We start from the raw sequence: 22,662 nt of genomic DNA, 5'->3' as shown, positions 1-22,662 counted from the left end.
TGGGGTTTCGGTATCGATCACCCCGCCGATACGAACCCCTGCCGGTCGGGGGCGGGCCGCGATGAGGGCGGACGCTGGTCGTCGATGTGCCGATGGTGCCCCACTCTGAGCAGGGGCCGATGGATCATGGCAACGCGCTGTCGGCATCCCTCGTTTACCCCCCGAAAACCCACATCGGCGGGTGACAAGCAGTGACAGGAAGCGATCATTACGCGGGCATGTCTGGGCAGCTCAGCGCCAATTCTCGACAGGCGGCGACAATGTTGGAGTCGCTACTTTCGGTAACCGCGGGTTCGGGGTTCGAGTCCCTGGCGGCGCACCACCAAAAAGGCTCTGACCTGGGGTTTCACCCTGGGTCGGAGCTTTTTGGCGTTTCTGTCTGTGGACGTGCGCGCCGTTGGACCGTTGCGTGCCCACATGGACTGAGGCCCATGGCGGCGCACCTGGCGCTCCGGCCGGGCGGGCGTCTTCGATTGCTGGCTTCGCACCCGGTGGGGCGGTCACCGGGGATGCTCGGCCAGCCGGTCGCGGAGCCGGGGATGCCGGAACTGGTACGTGGCACCGACCCGCCGCAGCACGCCCCGGTCGACCGCGTCGTCGAGGAAGGCCATGGTCCGCCACGGCAGGTGCCCCCGGGCCGCGAGGACGGCCCGGGCGACCGTGTACCTGGCCCAGGCGCCGGCGCCGATCCAGCCGATGGTGAACGCGGTCGCGACCATCATCGGGCGGCCGGTGTCGAACAGGATCGCCGGCGGTACGCCGAACAGGATCACGGGCGGCATGACTATCAGTCCTGCCGCCCGGTCGCCGTGCAACGTCGAGGTTGGACTGACGGCACGGGACGGATCGGCAGGCACCACGAGTTCCCGGGTCGGGTCGTGTTCTCTTCCCGGCCAGGTCTGCCGGACGAGTAGGACGGCTGTCGTCACCAGCAGGAGCACGCCTGCCGTGATGACCAGCGGACCAGGTTCCGGCATGCTCAACAGGACCAGCCCCGCCAGCAGCGGCACGACCAGCTTCGTGGCGGAGACGAGGCCGTGCCAGAGGGTGACCCGGAGCCGGCGGAAGCTCACCTTCGTGCGGTACGGCGTCTCGCTGGCGACCCAGCCCAGCTTGGTGCGGGCCCGCCGGCTCGTCCCGACCAGGCCCATGACCGTCCCCATCGCCAGGCCGGCGGTCAGGCTGTGCCCGAGCCCGAAGAACAGTCCGTAGAGCGTGCCGAGCAGCGGAATCCACAGGGTTCGTTGGTGCCGGACCGCCCGGTCGAGTCGCCACCAGGCGATCTCGTGGGTGCCGTTCTGGTGCAGATGCCGGGCCAGGAAGACCAGCGCCCGTTCCGCATCCTGACGGTGCCACCGTTCGTCGGAGTCCCGGCGGCTGGTCGGGGTCGGCTCGGCCGGATAGACCGCCGGCAGCAGACCGTCGATGAGATGGTCGGCGATGGCGTCCCGGCCCGGAAAACGGGCCCGGTCGCCCAGCTCGTGCGGATCGGCCACGGTGGTGGCCGGGTCGGCGGTGACGGTCGTGGGTGTCGCTGTCGGGTAGCTGGTGCGGGCCAGCCAGGCCATCAGCGGCGTCCGCAGGGCCTGGGCGAGCGGGGCGTCCGGTTCGTTCGCCAACTCGGCGAAAGCCCGGTGCCACCGCCCGGTTCCGCCTGCGGGGGCGAGGTAGTCCCGGACCTCGGTCAGCCGGAGGGGCAGCACCTCCACCACCGCAGCGCCGGACAACCCACAGCCGGCGATCCGGACCGCGCCCTCGTACGGCTCGATGCGGCTGGTCACCACCAGCGGTTCTCCCGTGCCGAGGCTGTTCAGCTCGCTGAGCGCTGTGCCGAGCAGCCCGTCGCCGATCATGTCCAACCCGTCAAGGACCGGCAGCACCAGCCGACTCTCGATCAGGTGGGTGGCCATCGTCCGACGGGTGCGTGAGCGGCCCGGGGCCGGTGTCCCCAGGTGGGGATGGTCCTGGGTCAGCCGCTGCGCCATCCACTCCCGCAGGTGCTGCTCGCCCGGGTGCCAGGTGTCGGCGGGCAGCAGCACCGGGACCGGCTGGCCGGCCAGGCGTTCCCGGAGCAGACCGCGCACGAGCCGGGTGGCCAGCACGGTCTTGCCCGCCCCTGCGGTACCCAGGATCACCAGCCGGCGGTGCGGTAGCCGTCGGGCGAGAAGACCGGCGAGGTCGTCCAACCCGCCAGCCGGGAGTTGGTCGTCGGTGACCCCGATCGACGACCAGTCGACGTCGGCCATCGCCGAGCCGGCGGCGGCGGTCACCGCCCAGCGGACGGGCAGCGGGCGTCGCAGCACCTGGCTGCGTTCCTCGTCCCGCCGTCGCTCGGTCTCCACCTGTCCCGCCAGGGCCTCCAGGGCCTTCGACACCAGCACGTCGTCGGCGTGCGTGGGCGGGGCGCTCCGGTAGCTGACCTGGTTGACGATGTTGTGGTCACCGAAGGCGGCCGGCCCGTGGGTGGTGATCCCGGAGTAGCTGGCCTGGTGGATGCCGGTGCCCGGCCCGGGTGACGGTGCCACCTGGTCGGTGCGGGGACGGTCCTGCGCCGTCATCAGGGCCGGTGCGGGGTCGCGCTGCCGGCGGAACCGTACGTGGTGATCACGTTGCCGTTGCCGAACGCTGTCGGCCCGTGCGCCGTGATGTGCTGGAAGGTCTGACCGCCGGCGGAGGGCTGGACCGGGGTGGTGGCGGGGGAGGGCTGTTCTGCGGCGGCGTTCTCGCCAGGCAGGTGGATCCAGGCGACGGCGTCGAAGCTCTTTTCCGGCAGGCTGGCGGTCACCCGCAGGAAGTGCTCTGGCCGCAGGTCACCGTAGTGCCGGACGACATCCTGGTAGAGCCGGTCCGACACGATCAGTGCGACCTGCGCCTCGGGAAACCGTCGCAGGGTGGCCTTGAGCTGTGGAGAGTCGACCAGTCGGCAGGCCGTGACGACGGCCTCGCCGGGAAAGCCGTTGCCGCCGTCGAGGTGGACCAGGCCCTCGTGGACGCCGATCCGTAGCCGGATGCGGGCTTCGGGGGCCAGTCCGTGGTTGTGTTCGCGGAGCAGCCGGTCCACGGTCGGTGCCAGTCGGGTCACGATCGTCCGCTCGCTGGTGCCCTGCGGCAGGATCGCGAGCTGCCCGTCGCCGCTCGGCTGGACCAGCCAGCCATCCGGGAGTAGGCCCAGCTCCTCCCGGGCCCGCTGCATGATCCTCGGCAGGGCCTGCTGGACACGCCACTGGAGCACGTTGTCCCGCCCGCTGTACCGCTCCACGTCCACGGTGAGGACGAGATGCCGGCTCGGGTCCGCGATGTCAGACACCCATTCACCCTCCGCTGGGCACACCGGTCGGTCGGTTCGTTTCTACCATCCCGAGGCGACAGCGAATCCCCCAACAATGAGGCTTTCATCGTGCCGGGCCCGGTCACGATGGGCGGGGAGGAAAACCGGTGTCCACACAGGACTCGGGCCGTGACGACAAGGACGGAGCCGACCGAGATCCGGTGCCCCCGTACGGGAGCCTCATCGGGTGCCCGTCGGCGTTCTGCGAACGATACGATCCTCCGCCCGGGCACGATCTGATCGACGATCGGAGTGGTGTTGCGACGGAGCGCGCAGGCCGCACAGGCAGAGGTTGTCAGGTTCTGGCGAACCGTGGAGATGTTCAGTCCGCAGAGCGTCGAGCGGGTCAGCCGGGACCGGTTGGTCTTCGCGGTCCAGCCGGGACAGCCGTTGCCGTGGGAGGCGGGTCACGAGCTCTCGCGGTGGAAGCTGCGTCCGAACCAGACGTGGCGACACGTCGTGTATCTGGGCATCCACCGTCTCGACGAACTGTTCGGGGTGCTGTCCCGGATATTCGAACCGGACCCGGACAGCTACGACGAAAGGCCGGCGGGGGAGAGCGCCGTCGTCGCTCTGACGGTCGACGAGCAGGGGCACGTGTTGCTCGACTCGCTGGTGCTGTCGAGTTGCGCCTGGGCGACCGGCCGGTTGGTGCGGGACAGGCGTGCCAGAGGCGACTGGCTCGCGCGGTTCGAGTCCGCCACCGAGGGTCTCCACGAGTCGCTCCAGGAGTTGGTGACCGTGACCAGCGACGGTACGGAGAACTGTGCGCCGCAGATGGCTCCGCGGGTGGTGGACCACGGCCTGCTCGCCGACTGCCTGCATCTGGCCCTGGGGGTGGCCGGGATCGGCGCAGCCCTACCCTGTACCGACATCCGGATCAAGAGCCAGCTCGTGGCCCGTCGCAACCCGGACAGCGCCGCGGGCCACGCGTTTCTCAACAGCTTCATCATGTACGACCTGGAGCGGGTCGCGGAAAAGGTCGCCAAGGGTGAGGTCGGCGTCGCACTGCGCGACTATCTGCGGCCCGAGGCCGATCTTGCCACCGCCGGCCGGGTCGACGTGTGCGACCGTGTCGACGCCGTGTTGGCGGCGACGGCACCAGGGGTGGTGCCGGCGGGGCGGTGGCCCAGCCATCCCGAGCACGCGCTCGCGCTCAACCAGCAGGTGGCCGTCTGCACCGCGCTGGGCATGACCGCCGGGATTCTCGGCGTCAACGGCCCGCCGGGCACCGGTAAGACCACGATGCTGCGCGACCTCGTCGCGGCGCTCGTCGTCGAGCGGGCCCGGCGGCTGGCCGCGCTGACCGATCCGGCCCGGGCGTTCACCGGACGGCAGCTCCGCTGGAGCACAGGACAACGTACGCGGGTCGTCGACGTGTGGCAGCCCGACCTCACGGGCTTCGAGATGGTTGTCGCCTCGGCCAACAACGGTGCCGTGCAGAACGTCACCGACGAGATTCCCGCCGCTGACGCGATCGATGACTCGTGGCGGGAACGGGCGGCGGCGGCCGACTACTTTCCCGACATCGCCACGGCACTGTTGGCCGGTCAGCCGGATGCCGAGCAACCGCAGGTCGGCGAGCGGGCATGGGCCCTGGTCGCGGCGCGGCTGGGGAACAAGGCCAACCGGAGCCGGTTCGTCAACACGTTCTGGTACCACACCCCGGACGAGCCCCGGGAGGGAGCCGGCGAGGGCCACATCTGGTCCGGCCTGCTGTCGGTGCTGAAAGGGTACGAGCAGACGGGCCCGGAGGTCCCGTGGTCGACTGCGGTGTCGCGGTTCCGGGCCGCGCAGGCACGGGTCGAGGCGGTGCGTACGAAGCGGGCCGAGGTGTACCGCGACGTCGAGCGCCGGGATCATCCCGAGCTCCACCTTGCCGAGCTGCGGCACGCCGTGAAGGTGGCGGCGGGTTCGGTCGAGTCGGCACGGCGTCGCCACGTGGTGGCGTTGGACACCGAGCGCGAGCGGGTGGCCGAGGCCGACCGGATCGCGTCGGCCCTCCAGGCCGAGGCCGAACGGGACGCCCGCCGTCGCGCGGCGGCTGCCGACCAGACCCTCGCGACGGCCGAGCGGCAGGTCGAGCACCTGAGCACCGGCCGCAGGGCCACCGCCGAGCGGGCCCTGTGGTCGAGTGAGGCGGAGCTGAGCCGGTGGTTGACCGCGCAGGCGGCGCACCAACGGGCGCAGCCCGGCCCGTGGGAGTGGTTGCGTACCCTCGGCGAGGCACGACGGCGCTGGTCGTACCACGACGGTCAGCTCCTGGCCGGGGTCCGGCAGGCCCAGGTCGCGTTGGACGCGGCCCGGGCGGAGCGGGCTGCCGTGCAGGTGGAGATCGACGTGGTACAGCGGGCGGTGGACACCGCCCGGCGGCAGGCGGACGAGATCCGACGCATGCTGGCGGCGGGCATACCCAAGCCGCGGGTCGACCACGCGCCGCTGACCGCGGCCAGGCGGACGGTGGCGTCGGCGGAACAGGAACTCTCCACGGCCGTCCAGGCCCACGGCGCGGCCGAGGACGCGATCCGGGCGGCCGAGGCCGACCTCTCCACCCTCCAGGCGCGGCTGAGGCGGGCTGCGAGCGTGCTCGGCCGGCACTTCCCCGACCCCGAATGGCACGCCGACCGCCAGCGCCGGGAGTTGGCGGCGCTCTGGACCGACCGGGAGTGGAACGAGGCGCGTAGCGACCTGTTCCTGGCGGCCCTGGCGCTGCACAAGGCGTTCCTGCGACACAACGCCACCCGGCTGCGACGCAACCTGCAGGCCGCGATGGATCTCGTAGGCGGCGACGCCCCCACCGATCTGGCCCCCGATGCGGCGCTGGCGGCCTGGCAGAGCCTCTTCTTCGTGGTGCCGGTGGTGTCCACCACCTTCGCCTCGTACGCCCGGGTGTTCGGTCACCTCGGCAGGGAAGCGCTCGGTTGGCTGCTCATCGACGAGGCCGGGCAGGCGACACCACAGAACGCGGTCGGGGCGCTCTGGCGCACCAGGCGTGCGGTGGTCGTCGGCGACCCGTTGCAACTGGAGCCGATCACCACCCTGCCGTTCCGCACCGAACAGGCGATCCGGACCGAGCAGGCGGTGGACGAGCAGTGGCTGACCAGCCGTACCTCCGTCCAGCGCCTCGCCGACCGGCTCACGCCGTTGGGCACCTGGCTGGACGGTGACGACGAGCCGACCTGGGTTGGTGTGCCGCTGACCGTGCACCGGCGCTGCGACCAGCCGATGTTCGACATCGTCAACCAGGTCGCCTACGGCGGTCTGATGATCGATGGCACCGGCACCGGGGCAGCGGACCGCTTCCAGCTCGTCTACCCGACGCTGCCCCCGTCGAAGTGGATCGACGTCGCGGGCACCGGCGCGCAGGGCCACTGGATTCCCGACCAGGGCCGGCAGCTCGACCGTATCCTCGCCACCCTCGCCGAGCTGGACTTCGACATGTCCGAGGTCATGGTGATCGGGCCGTTCCGGGACGTCGCCCGCGAGGTCGGCCGGCGGACCCGGCGGTATCCCGGTCTGGTCGCCGGCACCGTCCACACGGCACAGGGCAAGCAGGCCGACATCGTCGTGTTGGTGCTCGGCGGTGCGCCGGACCGGGTGGGTGCCCGCCGGTGGGCGTCGAGCAGGCCCAACCTGCTCAACGTCGCGGTGAGCCGGGCCAAGCGCCGGCTCTATGTCATCGGCGACCGGCAGGCATGGTCGCCGTTGCGCTACTTCAAGGTCCTGTCAGCCGAGCTGCCGCGCCAGGACCCGGTTCGGCCCTAGCTGCCCACAGCCGGCACCCGGACGGCCGAAATGCCGGTGCCCGGTGCCCGGGGACGGAGCCGGGCACGGTAGCCGTCGGCCTTTTCCGCCTCCCTGATTGCCGTCCGCATGGCGATGGCGGCAGCAATTAAGATCGTCGCATGTCAATTGAATGAATCGATTGACTTGATCTGGACGACACGTAATGTGGGTGACGGTTCGGCCACTCTGGGCCGATCGGCGGCAGGAGACTCTGATGGGTGTGCGACGACGGCGCAGGCCACGACCGGCCACGGTGATCGGGGTGGCCGGCTCTCTCGTGGTGGGGTTGTTGGCCACCCAGGCGGGCGTCGGCCCGGCGGCCGCCGCCGCCGATCTCACCCTGACCGTGGACGTGTCCGCCGCCCGGCACCGGATCAGCCCCGACATCTACGGCATGAACGGCGGAGACCCCGCCCTCGTCGCCGAGCTCGACACGCCGGTGGCCCGCTGGGGCGGTAACGCGAGCAGCCGCTACAACTTCAAGAACCACACCTACAACACGGGTAGCGACTGGTACTTCGAGAACATCGTCGCCGGGCCCGACAACACGGTCGAGGCGTTCGTCCAGCGCAACCGGGACCACGGGACGAAACAGGTGGTCGCCGTGCCGTTGATCGGCTGGGTGGCGAAGGACTCGCCCTCGTCGCACCCGTTCGCCTGCGGCTTCCCCGCCACCCGCTTCCCGGAGCAGGACTCGTTCGACCAGTGGGATCCCAACTGCGGCAACGGTCGGCGTGCCGACGCGAACCTGACCGGCGCGGTTCCCACCGACACCTCCATCCCGGCCGGCGCGTCGTTCGCCGGGGAGATGGTGTCCCATCTCGTGAACCAGTTCGGCCCGGCGGCACGCGGGGGCGTGAAGATCTACGAACTCGACAACGAGCCGGTCCTGTGGAATTCCACCCACCGTGACGTGCATCCCGAGCCGGTGAGCTACGACGAGTTGGGTGGCAAGGGCACCGCGACCGCCGCTGCCATCAAGGCCGCCGACCCGCATGCGGCGGTGCTCGGCCCGTCCGGCTGGGGATACTGCGAGTGGGTGGCGTCCGGTGTGGACGGCTGCGCGCCGGGTGCGGACGCGGCGGCGCACGGCGGGCTCAACCTCTCCCAGTGGTACCTGAAGAACATGAAGGACTTCAGCGACGCCCACGGCGGGAAGCGCTTCCTCGACTACTTCGACCAGCACTACTACCCGCAGATCAGCGGCGGTAAGGACCCGGATGCCAACGCGCTGCGGCTGCGGTCCACCCGGTCGCTGTGGGACCCGACGTACGTCGACGAGTCGTGGATCGGGCCGGGCGGGGTCAACGCGCCGCCGTTGCAGTTCATCCGGCAGATGAAGGCGTGGGTCGCCCAGCACTACCCGGGTACGAAGGTCGCCATCACCGAATACAACTGGGGTGCGCTGGACGACATCAACGGCGCGCTCGCCCAGGCCGACGTCCTCGGCATCTTCGGCCGTGAGGGGCTGGACCTGGCCACGATCTGGGGCGAGCCGAAACCGACGGACCCCGGCGCGTACGCCTTCCGGATGTACCGGAACTACGACGGCGTCGGCAGCAGGTTCGGCGACGTGAGTGTCTCGGCGGTCAGCAGCGACCAGGGGCAGCTCGCGGTCTATGCCGCGCAACGCTCGTCCGACCGGGCACTGACCGTGATGGTGGTCAACAAGACGGGCGGTGACCTGACGTCCCGGTTGGCGCTCCCCGGCCTGCGCGGCGGGGACCGGGCGCAGCGGTTCACCTACGGCCCGGCCGACCTCACCTCGATCGTCCGGGGTGCGGATCTGCGGGTGACCCGGGGCGGCGTCAGCGCGACGTACCCGGCGAACTCCGTGACGCTGCTCGTCGTGCCGCAGCGCCGGCACTGAGCGCCCACCGCCCTGCGCGGGCCGGCGGCTGACCGCCAGCACAGGACCACCCGGCCAGGCATGCCTATGATCAAGGCCGTAGGCATGTCTGCCCTGGTCCACCGCCCGGTGGAGCTGTCATCCGCTAACCGAGGACGTGCATGGCCCGCCCTTACGAGCCCGGACCGAAGCAGTTCGTCTTCACCGCCGGGGACGGCAGTGTCGAACACGTCTCGGTGGGTGACCCGCAGGAGGCGTACCTGGCGTTCTCGGCGTTCTTCCGGGGGCGGGACTGCGACACCTACACCATCGAGGACGAGGCGGCGGGGCAGCGCGTGGTGCTCATGCCCCGGGCGGGGGTGATCTCCCGGATCAGGCGCGGGGACCAGCCCCGGTCGGAACACCTGCGGACCGACCGGGCCAACCGCTACCTGCCGGGCGCGATGCTGTTCTTCGAGAACGGGTACGGCGGCCTCGACCGCTTCGGCCAGTGGTTCCCCGGCCGCGCCGACCTCGACGCGTCACCGGAGGCCCGTGGTGCGGCCCGCGCCGCCACGTTCACGACGGAAGCGGCGGCGATCGTGGAGGTCGCCCGGATCTGGGCGGACTCGGGCTGCGTCGACCCGAGCGGCGAGTACCACGTCTTCTTCGATTCGCACGGTGTCGACGACGACCGGGCCGAGCGGGCCGAACTGCTCCAGTTGATCGGGTTCCTCGGTCTCGAACGGGTCGACGCCCCGGCCGGGGCCGCCGGGGGCGAGGTCTGGGTGCGGACCGAACCACGCCTCGACGCCGAGTGCGCCAGGTGGTCGTGAGCAGCGGGTGCCGGGTGGGTCGCCAGACGCTGGGGACCTCACCCGGTCGGGTCCGGCCGGTACGGTTCCGAGGGGGTGCGAGCGGTGCGTGAGGTCGTTTTCACGCGACGTGGCAGCGGCTGGCTTCCGCAGGTGATCCGTGCGAACGGTGCGCTGGAGCTGACGCTCGCCGCCGGGGCCGACGCCAACCACGAGCCTCGGATGTTCACGGTCCCGATCGGCGAGGCCCATCTCGCGGTGATCCGGGAGGACCTGGCCAGACACCTGCTGCTGTGGAGTGCGCTCCTTCCGCTGTGCGACGCCGCCGGAATCGGGGGCGGGCTCGACGAGGAGGCTGCCGTCGCGCTGCTCGACCCGGTCCTGCTGTCCGCGCCCACGGACGTCGACGCGCTCTTCCGGCGTATCCGGTGGGACCGGAGCCGACTCGTCGCCCATGGTGCCGACATCGACCTCCTGGAGCGCGGTCAGGTCTGCGCGGCGATGCGCGGGGCGTCGGAGCAGCCGGACGAGAGACGTGCCCAGGAGCATCAGGCGGCCCGACGTCGCGCCGAGCGGGCAGTGGTCCTCGGGCCTCTCGACGCGGGGATCCTGCGGTTCACCGGCCAGTACCTGCACGGCGCGACGGTGCCCCGGCGGCTGCCCGATGCCGTCGACCCCACCCTGCTGCCCCAGGTCATGGGCGTGATCGCGACGGCGGAGCAGGCGTGCGCCGGGATGCGGATCGGCCTCGATCCGCGCCGGGGGAACCGGGCGACGGACAAGCGCGACTGGGAGCGGATGACGGCGACGGTCGACGCGGCCGTACGCCGGGCGTACCCCGAACTCGTCGATGACGCGGTGCGGTCGGTGAGTTTCCTGATGTGCTCGGAGGCTGCGGACCGCTCCCGGAACACGCCGGCTGCCGACGACGAGGCTGCCGACGACCACCCCGGGGGCGACGACAGCGCGCGGAAGACCGCCCTGTCGTTCACCGACGACAAGGGTGGCGAGCAGACGTGGCTTCGGGGCGGCCCCCGCACCGCCTCCGCCGCGTTCTGGGACTTCGTCGCCGGTCGCTCCGCCGGGGACAATGAGGTGTTCACCATCGAGGACGAGGAGCGGGGCGAGGGGATCCAGCTGCTCTTCTATGCGGACTCCATCGCCCGGATCACGACGGTGCGGCCCGGGGAGGCGGGGTCGGCGCCGCAGTACCGGGTCGAGTACCGCCTGGTCGACGGGATCGGCGGGTACCGGACCCTGGTGGGTGCCTTCGTCCGTGGCGGCTGCGCCGCACTCGACCAGCACGGCCCGTGGACGTCGGATGTCGCCGAGTTCGAGCGGGCGCGTCGTCGACGCGACGACCGGTAGTTCCCGGGGACGTCCACTCCCGCGACACCGTGCTGGTCGGCGACGCCCACACCACGCAGGACCGGACGGCGTGGGGTGCTCCACCGCCCGTCGACAGGGCCGCGACGCCTGGCCCGGCCGGCGGACCTGACGCGGGCGCGACCCGGCTGCCAGGTGGGCCACCGCTGGTGGGCCGACCCGCCGCCCGGTCTATCGGCTGATCATTGCGGTCACGATTACGCATAGGTGGTTGACAATTGATGGTTGCGGCCTATGGGTCGGACGCATACGCTTCAGGGCAGAATTCCGTGACCACGGGCAAGAGCGGCCGGGTGGTCGGCGGGAGTTCCCTGTGGCGGGGGACTGTCGCCGGTTGATGCTGGTCGCTCACACGTGCACCTTGCCACTGCCGGTCACGGTGTCTCCCAGTAACCCGCCAACGGCCGAACCCGCCCGGAGCACCCCGTCTCCCGGCGCGGCGGCCCATGTTCGCATGGCGGGTTCACTGTCGCACCCCCAGGACGACTGTCCAGCGGACATGTCTGTCGGTGGCCTGCGAAAGGAACGGTACGTGAAACCAGCCCTCTCCACCGCCCGAAGGTCGCTGCTGGCCGGCGTGTTGCTCGTCGCCGCCGCGTTCCCGGCCGTGATCGCGAATCAACTGCCGGCGTCGGCGGCAGTCCAGGAGACCTACTACGTCGCGCCGGACGGCAGCGATGCCAATCCCGGCACGATGCAGTCGCCGTTCCGGACGATGCAACGCGCCCGGGACGTCGTGCGGACAGTGAACGCGAACATGACCGGCGACATCCAGGTCTACCTGCGGGGTGGCCGGTATCCGGTGACCAGCACCATCGAGTTCGGCGCGGCCGACTCCGGCAGCAACGGCTACCGGGTCAGCTATTCCGCCTACCCCGGCGAGACCCCGGTGCTCGACGGCGGTGTGCCGGTGACCGGGTGGACCCAGCACAGCGGGAACATCTGGAAGGCCCCGCTGGACCGGGCCAACAAGCTGCGCGCGCTCTACGTCAACGACAAGCGGACGTTCATGGCGTCGAAGACGGTCGGCTCGGCGGGCTGCTACGGGACGTACAACATCACGGCCGGGCAGGCGGCGTGGGCCTGGGAGTCGGGCTCGCAGTGCGACGGCGCGAAGTACAACCTCAACGACTTCCCGGCCGTCGCCCGCAACGCCGAGGACATCGAGATCGAGACGGCGACCACCTGGACCACCGCCATCGTCGGGGTACGCCAGGTCACCTCCGACGGGGCGAACCGGGTGGCGCTGTTCCAGCAGCCGGGTGCCGCCATCGCCCAGGGCGCGTTCAACGGCAACGCCCAGGCCGGCGGCAGCCACAAGCTGATGAACGCCTACGAGTTCCTGGACGCGCCGGGTGAGTTCTTCTTCGACAAGGGCAGCAGGACCCTCTACTACTACAAGAGCAGCGCCGAGAACATGACGACCGCGTCGGTGTTCGCGCCGAACAACGTGACCACCCTGCTGCGGGTCGCCGGCACGTCGACGAGCAACCACGCCCGCAACCTCACGTTCGCCGGGCTCACCGTGCAGCACTCCGACTGGAACCTGTTCTCCGTGGCCGGCTCGTCGTACAAGCAGGCGCAGCAGGGCAACCTCGGCGCGCAGGCGTACGCGAAGCGGAACTTCCACGACTACTACTACCGCAACGTCGACGTCACCCCGGGCATGATCCAGGTGGAGAACGCCGACGGCATCCTGCTCAACCGTAACCGCATCCAGCACAGCGGCGCGGACGGCGTCAACATGGTCAACGACGTGCAGGGCACCCAGTTGACCGGGAACTTCACCAACGACATCGCGGGTTCCGCGATCACCGTCGGACATCCCCAGCACGTCTACATCGGCGACGGGACGTCGACCAACCGGGAGAAGTGGCTGCCGCAGGTCGAGGGGCTGCCGAAGAACATCGACATCAAGAACAACTACCTGTACGACAGCGCGGTGCTGTTCAACGGGCACAGCCCCATCTCGGCGTACTTCGTGGACACCCTGACGATCCAGCGCAACCGGATCGAGAAGTCGCCGTGGTCGGGCATCACGCTCGGCTGGGGCTGGTGGAACTTCGACGGGTCATCGGGCTCGATCGCGCCGAACCGGCCCACCACGACGGCCCGGAACAACACCATCAGCTACAACCACATCATCGACACGGTGCAGCGGCTCAGCGACACCGCACCCATCTACACGTTGGGCGCGCAGCCGGGGACGACGATCACCAACAACTATCTCCAGGGTGTGCCGTCCGGGCACAAGTACGGCCTGCACCCGGACGAGGGTTCGGCGTACATCACCTTCCGCGACAACGTGCTGAGCGTGGACAAGAACATCACCTGGATGATCAACTCAGACGACTTCGGGCGCAAGCACGACCTGAGCATCACCCAGATCTACGGCCCGATCAACAAGGTGTCCAACAAGAACCTGCCCAACAGCACGGTCAGCGACATCCTGGTCTCCTCCGACTATGTCTGGCCGGCGCAGGCGTACGGCATCGCCGCCGCCTCGGGGCTGGAGGACGCGTACCGCGACATCGTCCCGGCGGGCAACCTCTCCCTGCCGAACCACGTCCTGCCGGCCAGCACCTTCGTCACCAGCTCGACGGCGTCGATCCCGATCCGCAGCACCGGTGACGCCGCCAGGACGGTCTGGCTGGCCCCTGCCGGCACGACCACCTTCACCGCCGGTCCGACGATGACCCGGGCGACGGGCACCGCCACGTCCATCGCGGTGCCCGCCAACCAGGGTGAGTACCGGCTGTTCGTGGTGGACGCGCAGGGCAACCGGTCGGCCGAGTCCAGCTCGCTGGTCCGGCAGCAGGGCACCGGCAGCGGCCAGCAGGGTGGGCGTCTGGTGGGCGGCCAGTCCGGCCGCTGCGTGGACGTACCCAACGCCAGCACCACCAACGGCACGCAGGTGCAGTTGTGGGACTGTGCGGGTGGCGTCGGCCAGCAGTGGACCTACTCCGCCGGCAGGCAGCTGACCGTGTACGGCAACAAGTGCCTGGACGCGAGCGGTGCGGGCACGTCCAACGGCACCGCCGTCATCATCTGGGACTGCCACGGCGGGGCCAACCAGCAGTGGAACCTCAACGCCAACGGCACCCTGACCAACGGCCAGTCGGGGTTGTGCCTCGACGCGAACGGCGCGGCCAGCGCCAACGGCACGAAGATCATCCTCTGGTCGTGCAACGGCGGCGCCAACCAGCAGTGGAGCCTGCGCAACTGACCGGGCGTTCCCGGGGCCGGGTGACGCCGGCCCCGGGGGCACCGGACCCGTCGCGGGCGGCGGGGGACTGCGGGTGTGGCCTGCGGTTCGTCGCCGTCGGGTGGACGTTCCAGGGTCGCAACCCGCTCGACACAGCATTGACATATTTCACTTTCCGACCTAGGGTCTTGCCGAATCGATTCGACGTCGAGCCCGGTGCTCCGGCACCGGCGGTCGACCGGGTGGCGTCCGGGCGGGCGCGATGTGGCCACCGATCGGTTCGACGACCAGTCGGTCCTGCCTGGGCAGCGGAACCAGCGGCTGGCAGCCGCGGCGATGAGCCAGCCGGCGCGGTGAGCGCATCGAGTGTCCTCCGGTGTTCCGTCCTTGGCGGGTGCGGTCAGCGGGGTCGGTCGGGCGCGACACGTCGGGATCGCCGTCGACTACATACCTGAAGCAGTACAGGCTGAGTGGCAGGAGCCCCATCATGACCAGGCGCAGACCCATCCTTGGTTCCCTAGCGGCGGCGGCGGCCCTCGTCGTGACCGTCGGCGCGACGGCACTCGCCGGTGGCCTCACCACCACGGCCGCCGCCGCCGACGTCTCGGCAGCGGCGGCGACCGCCGGGTGCGGCAAGGCCCCCACCCTGACCAGCGGCCAACGGTCGATCCAGAGCAGCGGCCAGAACCGCAGCTTCATCCTCCGGATCCCCGACAACTACGACCGCAACCACCAGTACCGGTTGATCTTCGGCTTCCACTGGAACGGCGGCACCGCCAACGACGTCGACGGGGGCGGGTCGGACGGGGCCGCCTGGTCCTACTACGGGCTGCGCCAGCAGGCGAACAACAGCACCATCTTCGTGGCCCCCCAGGGCAACGGCAACGGCTGGGCCAACCCCGGCGGCCAGGACGTCACCTTCGTCGACGACATGGTCCGGCTGATCGAGAACGACCTGTGCGTCGACACGACGCAGCTGTTCGCGCTGGGCTTCAGCTACGGCGGCGGGATGAGCTACTCGCTGGCCTGCTCCCGGGCGAACGTCTTCCGGGCCGTCGCGGTCTACTCCGGCGGGCAGCTCAGCGGGTGCAGCGGCGGCGGCCAGCCGATCGCCTACATGGGCATCCACGGCATCGGGGACCCGGTGCTCAACGTCTCGGCCGGCCGGTCCCTGCGGGACACCTTCGTGCGCAACAACGGGTGTACGGCGCAGAGCCCGCCCGAGCCGCGCGCCGGCAGCCTGACCCACGTCACCACCACCTACTCCGGCTGCCGCTCCGGCTACCCGGTGGTGTGGGCGGCGTTCGACGGCGGGCACACCCCCGGCCCGGTCGACGGTGGCGGCGACAGCGGTGCCCGGACCTGGACCAAGGGTGAGGTGTGGCGGTTCTTCACCCAGTTCGACAGCACCACCCCGACGCCGACCCCGACGGTGACGCCGACCGGCAACCCGACCACCCCGCCGCCGTCCGGCACGGGCGCGGTGCGCAACTCGTCCTCCGGGCGCTGCCTGGACGTCAACGGTGGTACGCAGACCAACGGCGCGGCGGCGATCATCTGGGACTGCCACGGGCAGACCAACCAGAGCTGGACCGCGACGGCCGCCCAGGAGCTGCGGGTCTTCGGCGGCAAGTGCCTGGACGTCAACGGCGCGGCCACCGCCAACGGCAGCTCGGTGATCATCTGGGACTGCAACGGCCAGGCCAACCAGCGCTGGCGGTTCAACGCCGACGGCACGATCACCGCCGTCGGCTCGGGCCGCTGCCTGGACGTGGTCGGCAACGGTACGGCCAACGGCACGCGTACCCAGATCTGGGACTGCAACGGCGCCGCCGGCCAGCGGTGGAGCCGGAGCTGAGCCCGGCGGACGTCGACGGAGGGCGGCAGTAGGCCGAGCGTAACCCCGGCGGGAACTCGCATTGATTGCATTCAATGCATAGGGTCACTGCTGTACGCGGTGGGCCGATGGAGGCCCGCCGGGGCGACGCTGCCCTCATCGTGCACGAATCGACGTTTTTCTGGGGAGAACAGAGCATGGAGCAACGACAGAACAGCCGCCTGTGGGCCCGATGGCGGCGAGCGGCCCGCAGCGCGGTCACCGCGGCGGCGGTGTCCCTCGGGGTGGCCGCGCTCGCGGTGGGATTCTCGGCGGGTGCCGCCGTCGCGGGCGTCGGGGGGGTCGCGACGAACGCGGCGTTCGCCGCCGCGCCGGTCGCCCAGGTCACCGCGGGTGACCTGCACACCTGTGCGATCCGTACCGACGGGACGCTCTGGTGCTGGGGTGACAACTACGGCGGCAAGCTCGGTGACGGGACCACCACCAACCGGACCAGCCCGGTGCAGGTCGGCACCGCCACCACCTGGTCGCGGGTCGACGCGGGCACCAGCCACAACTGCGCGATCCGCACCGACGGCACGCTGTGGTGCTGGGGCGGCAACTACAGCGGGCAGCTCGGTGACGGCACCACCACCAGCCGGAGCACCCCGGTGCAGGTCGGCACCGCCACCAACTGGGCCAGCGTCAGCGCGGGCGCCAACCACACCTGTGCCGTGCAGACCACCGGCACCCTGTGGTGCTGGGGCCTGAACCGCAACGCGCAGCTGGGCGTCGGCACCTCGCCCTCCAAGGCCACCAGCCCGGTGCAGGTGGGTACGGGGACCACCTGGGCCAGCGTCACCACCGGCTACGCGCACAGCTGCGCCGTGCAGACCGGCGGCACGCTGTGGTGCTGGGGTGACAGCACGGACGGGCAGCTCGGTGTCGGCATCCTGGGTTACCGGGCGACCCCGGCGCAGGTGGGCACCGCGAGCACGTGGACCGGCGTGACGGCCGGCCACGCGCACACCTGCGCGGTGCAGTCCGGTGGCACGCTGTGGTGCTGGGGCGAGAACGGGTACGGCCAGGTGGGTGGCGGCACCGGTGTCCAGACCAGTCCGATCCAGGTCGGCACCGCCACCACCTGGACCGGGGTCGTGGCGAGCGTCGACTCGTCGTGCGCGCTGCGTACCGACGGTGGCCTGTGGTGCTGGGGCAACAACGGGTTCGGGCAGTTGGGTGACGGCACCACCACCCACCGGTCCGCCCCGGTCCGGGTCGGCACCGCGACCACCTGGACGCAGAACCTGGGCGTCAGCTACCACAGCTGCGGCGTCCGCACCGACGGTGGCCTGTGGTGCTGGGGCAACAACATGTCCGGGCAGTTGGGTGACGGCACCACCACCCACCGGTCGACCCCGGCGCAGCTGGTCCTGTAGGACCGGCTGAACCGGAAGCGCCGATGCCGCGCCGCCGACCCGTACCGCCGCCGATCCGGTGGCGTCCGGGTCGGCGGCGTGTCCCGTTTTCCCGCCCGTCACAGCAGAGTCCATACATCTGATCTATTCGGGATTCCCAGGTGGGTGCGGTGCGGGTGAGTATGGATTATTTCCCTCCGAACAGGACGTTGACCGGTAAGCGCTGCGGTGCCTAACATACGACGTCTTATCATTGATGTTCGCCGATTTCCGTGCTGCGCGGGGTGCGACAGTTCGACGTGTGCCGTACCGCTTCGAGGTCGGAGACCGGCTGGGGAGGCGAGTCACATGTTCAGTGCACGCAGCCGTCGACACGACGGCGAGCCACGCCGCAGACCGGGGCGCAGCGCGTGGCGTCCGCGTCGGTTGACCGCATCGGTGCTGGGAGTGGTGGTGACGGCGGCGGCGGTGCTGACCGGCTTCGCCGCACCCGCACAGGCGGCGACCGCCATCACGATCAACGGCGGGTCCGGCGGACGGACGCTGGACGGCATCGGCGCGGTCAGCGGCGGCGGTGGCAACAGCCGGCTGCTGGTCGACTACCCCGAGCCGCAGCGCAGCGACATCCTGGACTACCTGTTCAAGCCGGGCTACGGCGCGGCGATGCAGCTGATGAAGGTGGAGATCGGCGGCGACACCAACTCCACCTCCGGCGCCGAGCCCAGCCACGAGCACACCCGGGGCAGCATCAACTGCAACCGGGGCTACGAGTGGTGGCTGATGGAGCAGGCCCGTACCCGTAACCCCAACATCGCCCTGGTCGGCCTGGCCTGGGGTGCGCCGGGCTGGATCGGCAACGGCAACTTCTGGTCCACCGACTCGATCGACTACCTGGTGGCCTGGCTGGACTGCGCGGGCACCCACGGGCTGACCATCAACTACCTGGGCGGGTGGAACGAGAAGGGCTACAACACCACCTGGTACAAGAACCTGCGCTCCACCCTCAACGCCCGTGGCTACAGCAGCGTCAAGATCGTCGCCTCGGACGACTTCGGCTGGGGCGCGGCCGACGACTCGCTGCGCGACCCGGCCTTCGGCAACGCCGTGCAGGTCTTCGGCAGCCACTACGTCTGCGGCTACCGCAGCGCCCAGACCAACTGCCCCAGCTCCAACAACGCCGTCTCCACCGGCAAGTCGCTGTGGGCCAGTGAGAACGGCTCCGACGACTACAACGCGGGCGCGCAGGCGCTCGCCCGCGGCATCAACCGGGGCTACCTCGACGGCAAGATGACCGGCTACATCAACTGGCCGGTCATCGCCGCCATCACCCCCAACATCCCGTGGGCGACCACGGGCGTGGCGGTGGCCCAGCAGCCCTGGTCCGGCGCCTACTCGATCGGCAAGAACGCCTGGGTGATGGCGCAGACCACCCAGTTCACCGCACCGGGCTGGCGCTACCTCGACGCGTCGAGCGGGTACATCGGCGGCAACCGCAACAACGGCAGCTACGTCTCGCTGAAGTCCACCAACAACAGCGACTACAGCACCATCGTCGAGACGATGGACGCCGGTGGCGCGCAGACCCTCGACTTCACCGTCACCGGCGGCCTGTCCACCGGCACGGTACGGGTCTGGTCGACGAACGTGCGCTCCAACAACACCGCCGACCACTTCGTCCGGGGCAGCGACATCACCCCGAACGGCGGGCGCTTCTCGCTCACCGTCCAGCCCGGCTACGTCTACAGCATCACCACCACCAACGGGCAGGGCAAGGGCACCGCGACCAGCCCGGCGCAGGGCAACCTGCAGCTGCCGTACGCCGACACCTTCGACTCGTACGCCACCGGCCGCGAGGCGCGGTACCTGATGGACCAGCAGGGCTCGTTCGAGGTCGTCGGGTGTGCCGCCGGCCGCACCGGGCAGTGCGTGCGGCAGATGTCCGAGCAGGCCCCGATCTACTGGACCTCCGGGCAGGCCGAGCCGTACACCCTGCTGGGCGACCTGACCTGGCGCAACTACACGGTCTCCTCCGACGTGCTGCTGGAGAAGTCCGGCTACGCGCAGCTCATCGGGCGCGGCAACACCTACAACCACCAGGGCCCGCAGAACATGAACGGGTACTACTTCCGGGTCACCGACGGCGGGGCCTGGTCGATCCGCAGCAACAACACCAGCGGCAACTGGCGCACCCTGGCCAGCGGCAACACCTCGGCGCTGGGCACCGGGCGGTGGCACAACCTGTCGTTCACGCTCAACGGCAGCACCCTGACCGCCGCCATCGACGGCACCACCGTCGGCACGGCCACCGACTCCACCTGGGTCGCCGGCCAGATCGGGTACGGCACCGGCCAGGGCGTCACCGCCCAGTTCGACAACCTCTCGGTGACCGCCGTCGGCTCCCCGGGCACCCCGACCGGTGAGATCCGGGGCGCGGGCTCGAACCGGTGCCTCGACGTCAACGGGGCCAGCCAGACCGACGGCGCGGTGGTGCAGATCTGGGACTGCAACGGCGGCGCCAACCAGCGCTGGTCGCTCAGCTCCACCAACCAGCTCACCGTCTACGGCAACAAGTGCCTCGACGTGCCGAGCGCCGCATCCGGGACCCGGGCCCGGATCTGGAGCTGCACCGGTGGCACCAACCAGCAGTGGCGGCTCAACGCCGACGGCACCATCGTCGGGGTCGCCTCCGGGCTGTGCCTGGACATCAACGGCGGGGCCACCGCCAACGGCTCCGCCGTCCAGCTCTGGACCTGCAACGGCGGCACCAACCAACAGTGGATACGCGGCTGACCAGCGACACCTGACGCAGCAAGCGGGCGGTCCCGGTGGCACCGGGACCGCCCGCCGTCGCGTGCGCTCAGGAACTGGTCGGGGTCAGGCCGTTCGACAGCTGACCGTGGGCCAGGTCCAGTTGCCGTTCGCCATGATGGTGATGCCGAAGTTGTTGCCGTTGCCGTTCGGCCTGGCGGTGACGGTGCCGGTGGTGCCGCTGACCGAGGCGTTCCAACTGTTCTGGATGCTCTGGCCGCCGTTGAGCCCGAGACTGACCACCCAGTTGCTGGTGCCGCTGACCGCGACGTTGAGGTTGAACCGGTCACCCCACTGCTCGGCGGCCGAGAGCACCGCGGTGCAGTTGCCGCCGGCGGGCGGGGTGGTCGGGTTGCCGGTCGGCCCGCTGGTCGGGTTGCTGCCGCCACCCTCGCGGACGGTGATGTCGGAGCTGCCCTGGCTCTGGTAACCCTCGGTCGCCATGATCTGGTAGCTGTGGTTGGTGCCGAGGTTCAGGCCGGCGCGGGCCCAGGCGTCGAAGTGGTTGGCGGTGGTGATGGTGCCGCTGCTGCGCTTCTGCTGCCGGACGCTCCAGTACTGGTAGAACGTCTGGTTGCCGTCGATCGACGGGGCGTTGACCCGCAGGCTGCGCAGGATGTCGTAGGTGCCGCCGTCGGTGGTCACCGTGCCCATCCGGGTGGCGCCGCTGCTCGGGTTGTAGCTGCCGAAGTTCTCCACCACGTAGTACTCGATGAGCGGGTTGCGGGTCCAGCCGTACAGGGCCAGGTAGGTGTTGTTGTTGCCCGGGTTGTAGCTGCCCGAGTAGCTGACCGTCCGCCGGGTGCCGGTGGCCCAGCCCTTGCCGCCGACCCAGTTGTTGGTGCTGCGGTCCCAGCTGCTGCTGTAGCGGCCGTCGGCGCGCAGCGTCATGCTGGCGTTGCCGCTGTCCTTCCAGAACGAGAAGAAGTAGCCGTTGTGCGTGCCGGTGAGGTTGGAGGTGAGGGTCCGGTCGTTCTCCGCGTACGCGTTGGGCGAGGCGATGAACGTGCCGGTGACGGCGAGCGCCGCGGCGCACGCGGCGCTGAGCAGCAGCCGCAGGCGACCGCTCCTTCGCGGTCGGGTCGAGGTGTCGCTCATGTACGTGTTCCTCCTCGTGACAGCTGGCGGACGCCAGCGACGCGGTACGACCCGGTGGACTGTCCGTGGCCAGGTACGGCAGCCGGCCATGCGGTGGGTGTCACCACGCGGTGGTGGGCCGGTCGTCCAGCAGAACCGGGGGGACGGGTCGCGGTGGGTGGTGTCGACAGCATCGAGTGCCGTCGATGGCGACGGTAGGGTGTCGATGCTCCACCTGTCAACAAGTTTCGGAAATCTTCCCGAAACATCGCCCCGAGCGGCGGCCGGACGCGGGGCGGATTTCGACGGGTTGACGTCGGCTGTCACCGAGATGGGCCCGCGAGGGGGAGGTATTAATTCGACCTCAACGGAGCCGCCTTCCCTGTATACCCGAAACTTTCGGGAACCGCCAGCCGGGGCGAACGCGAGACCGCCCGCCCACCCGGCCCGGGGTCGCGGGCGGGCGGTCGGGCGGTCGGTGACGCGGCCGGCGCCGGGCGGTCAGATCACCATCGACGGCAGGGGCCAGCGGCGCAGCCGGTGCGGCAGCCACACCAGCAGCTCGCCGATCTTGGTGACCAGGCCCTCCGCGCCGAAGTCCCGGGCGATGGAGAGGTCGACCCCGGTGACGGCGGCACCGTCCAGCAACTGGTCGAGCACCGCCAGGTAGGCCGGATCGTCGATGGTCAGCAGGTTCAACCGACCGGCGCGGCGGTCCCGCACCTGGACGAACCCCGGGCCCCGACGGTAGGTGCACTTGTCGAAGTAGAAACCCTTCACCCAGGCGTCGAGCTGCGCGACCGGGTCGCCCTCGCCCCCCGGCGCGGGGAGCAGTTCGACCGGCGCCCGCAGGTGGCTGTACGGGAGCCACTCGTCGGCCTCGACACCGGGCAGCCGCAGCCGCCAGTCCACGGCGATACCGTGGCTGGTCAGCTCCCGGACCAGCACCAGCCGGCGGACCGTGTCGACGGCCGTCGCGTCGTCCCCGGTGACCGTCAGGTCCACCACGTCGGGAAGGTCGACCCGACGGACCCCCGCAGAACGCCAGCGGGCGACCGCGTCGGCGGCCGGCTCACGCAGCTCGGCCGGACCGATGGTCATGCCGGGGATGGACAGGACGGCCGGGTCGTGGTCCCGGGCGAGACCGACCAGGATGGGCCGCAGACCGGCGTCGATGGTGGACACGTTCCCTCCC

The 22,662-nt window shown here is 70.4% G+C and carries 12 protein-coding genes; 8 read left to right on the top strand and 4 right to left on the bottom strand.

The window, feature by feature from the left end; all coding sequences use genetic code 11:
• Window positions 1–500 precede the first annotated feature (500 nt).
• Window positions 501–2,558 carry an NACHT domain-containing protein gene (locus JQN83_RS12940; protein WP_208567358.1) on the bottom strand — a complete coding sequence of 686 codons (2,058 nt, stop codon included), beginning with the start codon at window positions 2,556–2,558 and terminating at the stop codon, window positions 501–503.
• A complete protein-coding gene (locus tag JQN83_RS12935; RefSeq protein WP_208567459.1) occupies window positions 2,558–3,298 on the bottom strand; it encodes a hypothetical protein in 741 nt (246 codons plus the stop codon). The genes JQN83_RS12940 and JQN83_RS12935 overlap by 1 nt, the downstream gene beginning before the upstream one ends.
• A 348-nt stretch (window positions 3,299–3,646) precedes the next feature.
• Between JQN83_RS12935 and JQN83_RS12930 the strand changes: the two genes are divergently transcribed.
• The 8 genes from JQN83_RS12930 to JQN83_RS12895 all read left to right on the top strand — a co-directional run bounded on the left by JQN83_RS12930 (window position 3,647) and on the right by JQN83_RS12895 (window position 20,372).
• On the top strand, window positions 3,647–7,093 hold the full coding sequence (locus JQN83_RS12930; RefSeq protein ID WP_244252375.1) for a DEAD/DEAH box helicase: 3,447 nt from the start codon (window positions 3,647–3,649) through the stop codon (window positions 7,091–7,093).
• Between the two features lie 283 nt (window positions 7,094–7,376).
• On the top strand, window positions 7,377–8,984 hold the full coding sequence (locus tag JQN83_RS12925) for a glycoside hydrolase family 44 protein (protein WP_307799216.1): 1,608 nt from the start codon (window positions 7,377–7,379) through the stop codon (window positions 8,982–8,984).
• A gap of 140 nt (window positions 8,985–9,124) precedes the next feature.
• Window positions 9,125–9,778: a hypothetical protein gene (locus JQN83_RS12920; RefSeq protein WP_208567355.1), complete on the top strand. Its 654-nt coding sequence runs from the start codon at window positions 9,125–9,127 to the stop codon at window positions 9,776–9,778.
• Window positions 9,779–9,862: 84 nt separating this feature from the next.
• On the top strand, window positions 9,863–11,125 hold the full coding sequence (locus JQN83_RS12915; RefSeq protein ID WP_208567354.1) for a DUF6357 family protein: 1,263 nt from the start codon (window positions 9,863–9,865) through the stop codon (window positions 11,123–11,125).
• 550 nt (window positions 11,126–11,675) lie between these two features.
• Entirely contained in the window at window positions 11,676–14,369 is a 2,694-nt protein-coding gene (locus tag JQN83_RS12910; RefSeq protein WP_208567353.1) for an RICIN domain-containing protein, read from the top strand.
• Window positions 14,370–14,835: 466 nt separating this feature from the next.
• Entirely contained in the window at window positions 14,836–16,206 is a 1,371-nt protein-coding gene (locus JQN83_RS12905; RefSeq protein WP_208567352.1) for a ricin-type beta-trefoil lectin domain protein, read from the top strand.
• 176 nt (window positions 16,207–16,382) lie between these two features.
• Window positions 16,383–17,603 (top strand): RCC1 domain-containing protein, encoded by a 1,221-nt coding sequence (locus tag JQN83_RS12900; RefSeq protein WP_208567351.1) that lies wholly within the window; start codon window positions 16,383–16,385, stop codon window positions 17,601–17,603.
• A gap of 327 nt (window positions 17,604–17,930) precedes the next feature.
• On the top strand, window positions 17,931–20,372 hold the full coding sequence (locus JQN83_RS12895; RefSeq protein ID WP_208567350.1) for a ricin-type beta-trefoil lectin domain protein: 2,442 nt from the start codon (window positions 17,931–17,933) through the stop codon (window positions 20,370–20,372).
• Between the two features lie 84 nt (window positions 20,373–20,456).
• Here JQN83_RS12895 and JQN83_RS12890 read toward each other — a convergent pair whose 3' ends face one another.
• Together JQN83_RS12890 and JQN83_RS12885 are read right to left on the bottom strand one after the other, a co-directional pair.
• Window positions 20,457–21,488 (bottom strand): glycoside hydrolase family 11 protein, encoded by a 1,032-nt coding sequence (locus JQN83_RS12890; protein ID WP_208567349.1) that lies wholly within the window; start codon window positions 21,486–21,488, stop codon window positions 20,457–20,459.
• A 480-nt stretch (window positions 21,489–21,968) separates the two neighbouring features.
• Window positions 21,969–22,652 (bottom strand): DUF5825 family protein, encoded by a 684-nt coding sequence (locus tag JQN83_RS12885; RefSeq protein WP_208567348.1) that lies wholly within the window; start codon window positions 22,650–22,652, stop codon window positions 21,969–21,971.
• Window positions 22,653–22,662: the final 10 nt, after the last annotated feature.

Origin of the sequence: Micromonospora antibiotica, from assembly GCF_017599305.1 — a bacterium.
GTDB lineage: Bacteria > Actinomycetota > Actinomycetes > Mycobacteriales > Micromonosporaceae > Micromonospora > Micromonospora antibiotica.
This window is presented reverse-complemented; position numbering and strand designations above follow the sequence as displayed.

What these genes read in the sequence shown, in the direction of transcription:
- JQN83_RS12940 (WP_208567358.1), bottom strand. Translation starts at nt 2,558, where the DNA reads ATGACGGCGCAGGACCGTCCCCGCACCGACCAGGTGGCACCGTCACCC.
- JQN83_RS12930 (WP_244252375.1), top strand. Translation starts at nt 3,647, where the DNA reads ATGTTCAGTCCGCAGAGCGTCGAGCGGGTCAGCCGGGACCGGTTGGTC.
- JQN83_RS12920 (WP_208567355.1), top strand. Translation starts at nt 9,125, where the DNA reads ATGGCCCGCCCTTACGAGCCCGGACCGAAGCAGTTCGTCTTCACCGCC.
- JQN83_RS12905 (WP_208567352.1), top strand. Translation starts at nt 14,836, where the DNA reads ATGACCAGGCGCAGACCCATCCTTGGTTCCCTAGCGGCGGCGGCGGCC.
- JQN83_RS12900 (WP_208567351.1), top strand. Translation starts at nt 16,383, where the DNA reads ATGGAGCAACGACAGAACAGCCGCCTGTGGGCCCGATGGCGGCGAGCG.
- JQN83_RS12895 (WP_208567350.1), top strand. Translation starts at nt 17,931, where the DNA reads ATGTTCAGTGCACGCAGCCGTCGACACGACGGCGAGCCACGCCGCAGA.
- JQN83_RS12890 (WP_208567349.1), bottom strand. Translation starts at nt 21,488, where the DNA reads ATGAGCGACACCTCGACCCGACCGCGAAGGAGCGGTCGCCTGCGGCTG.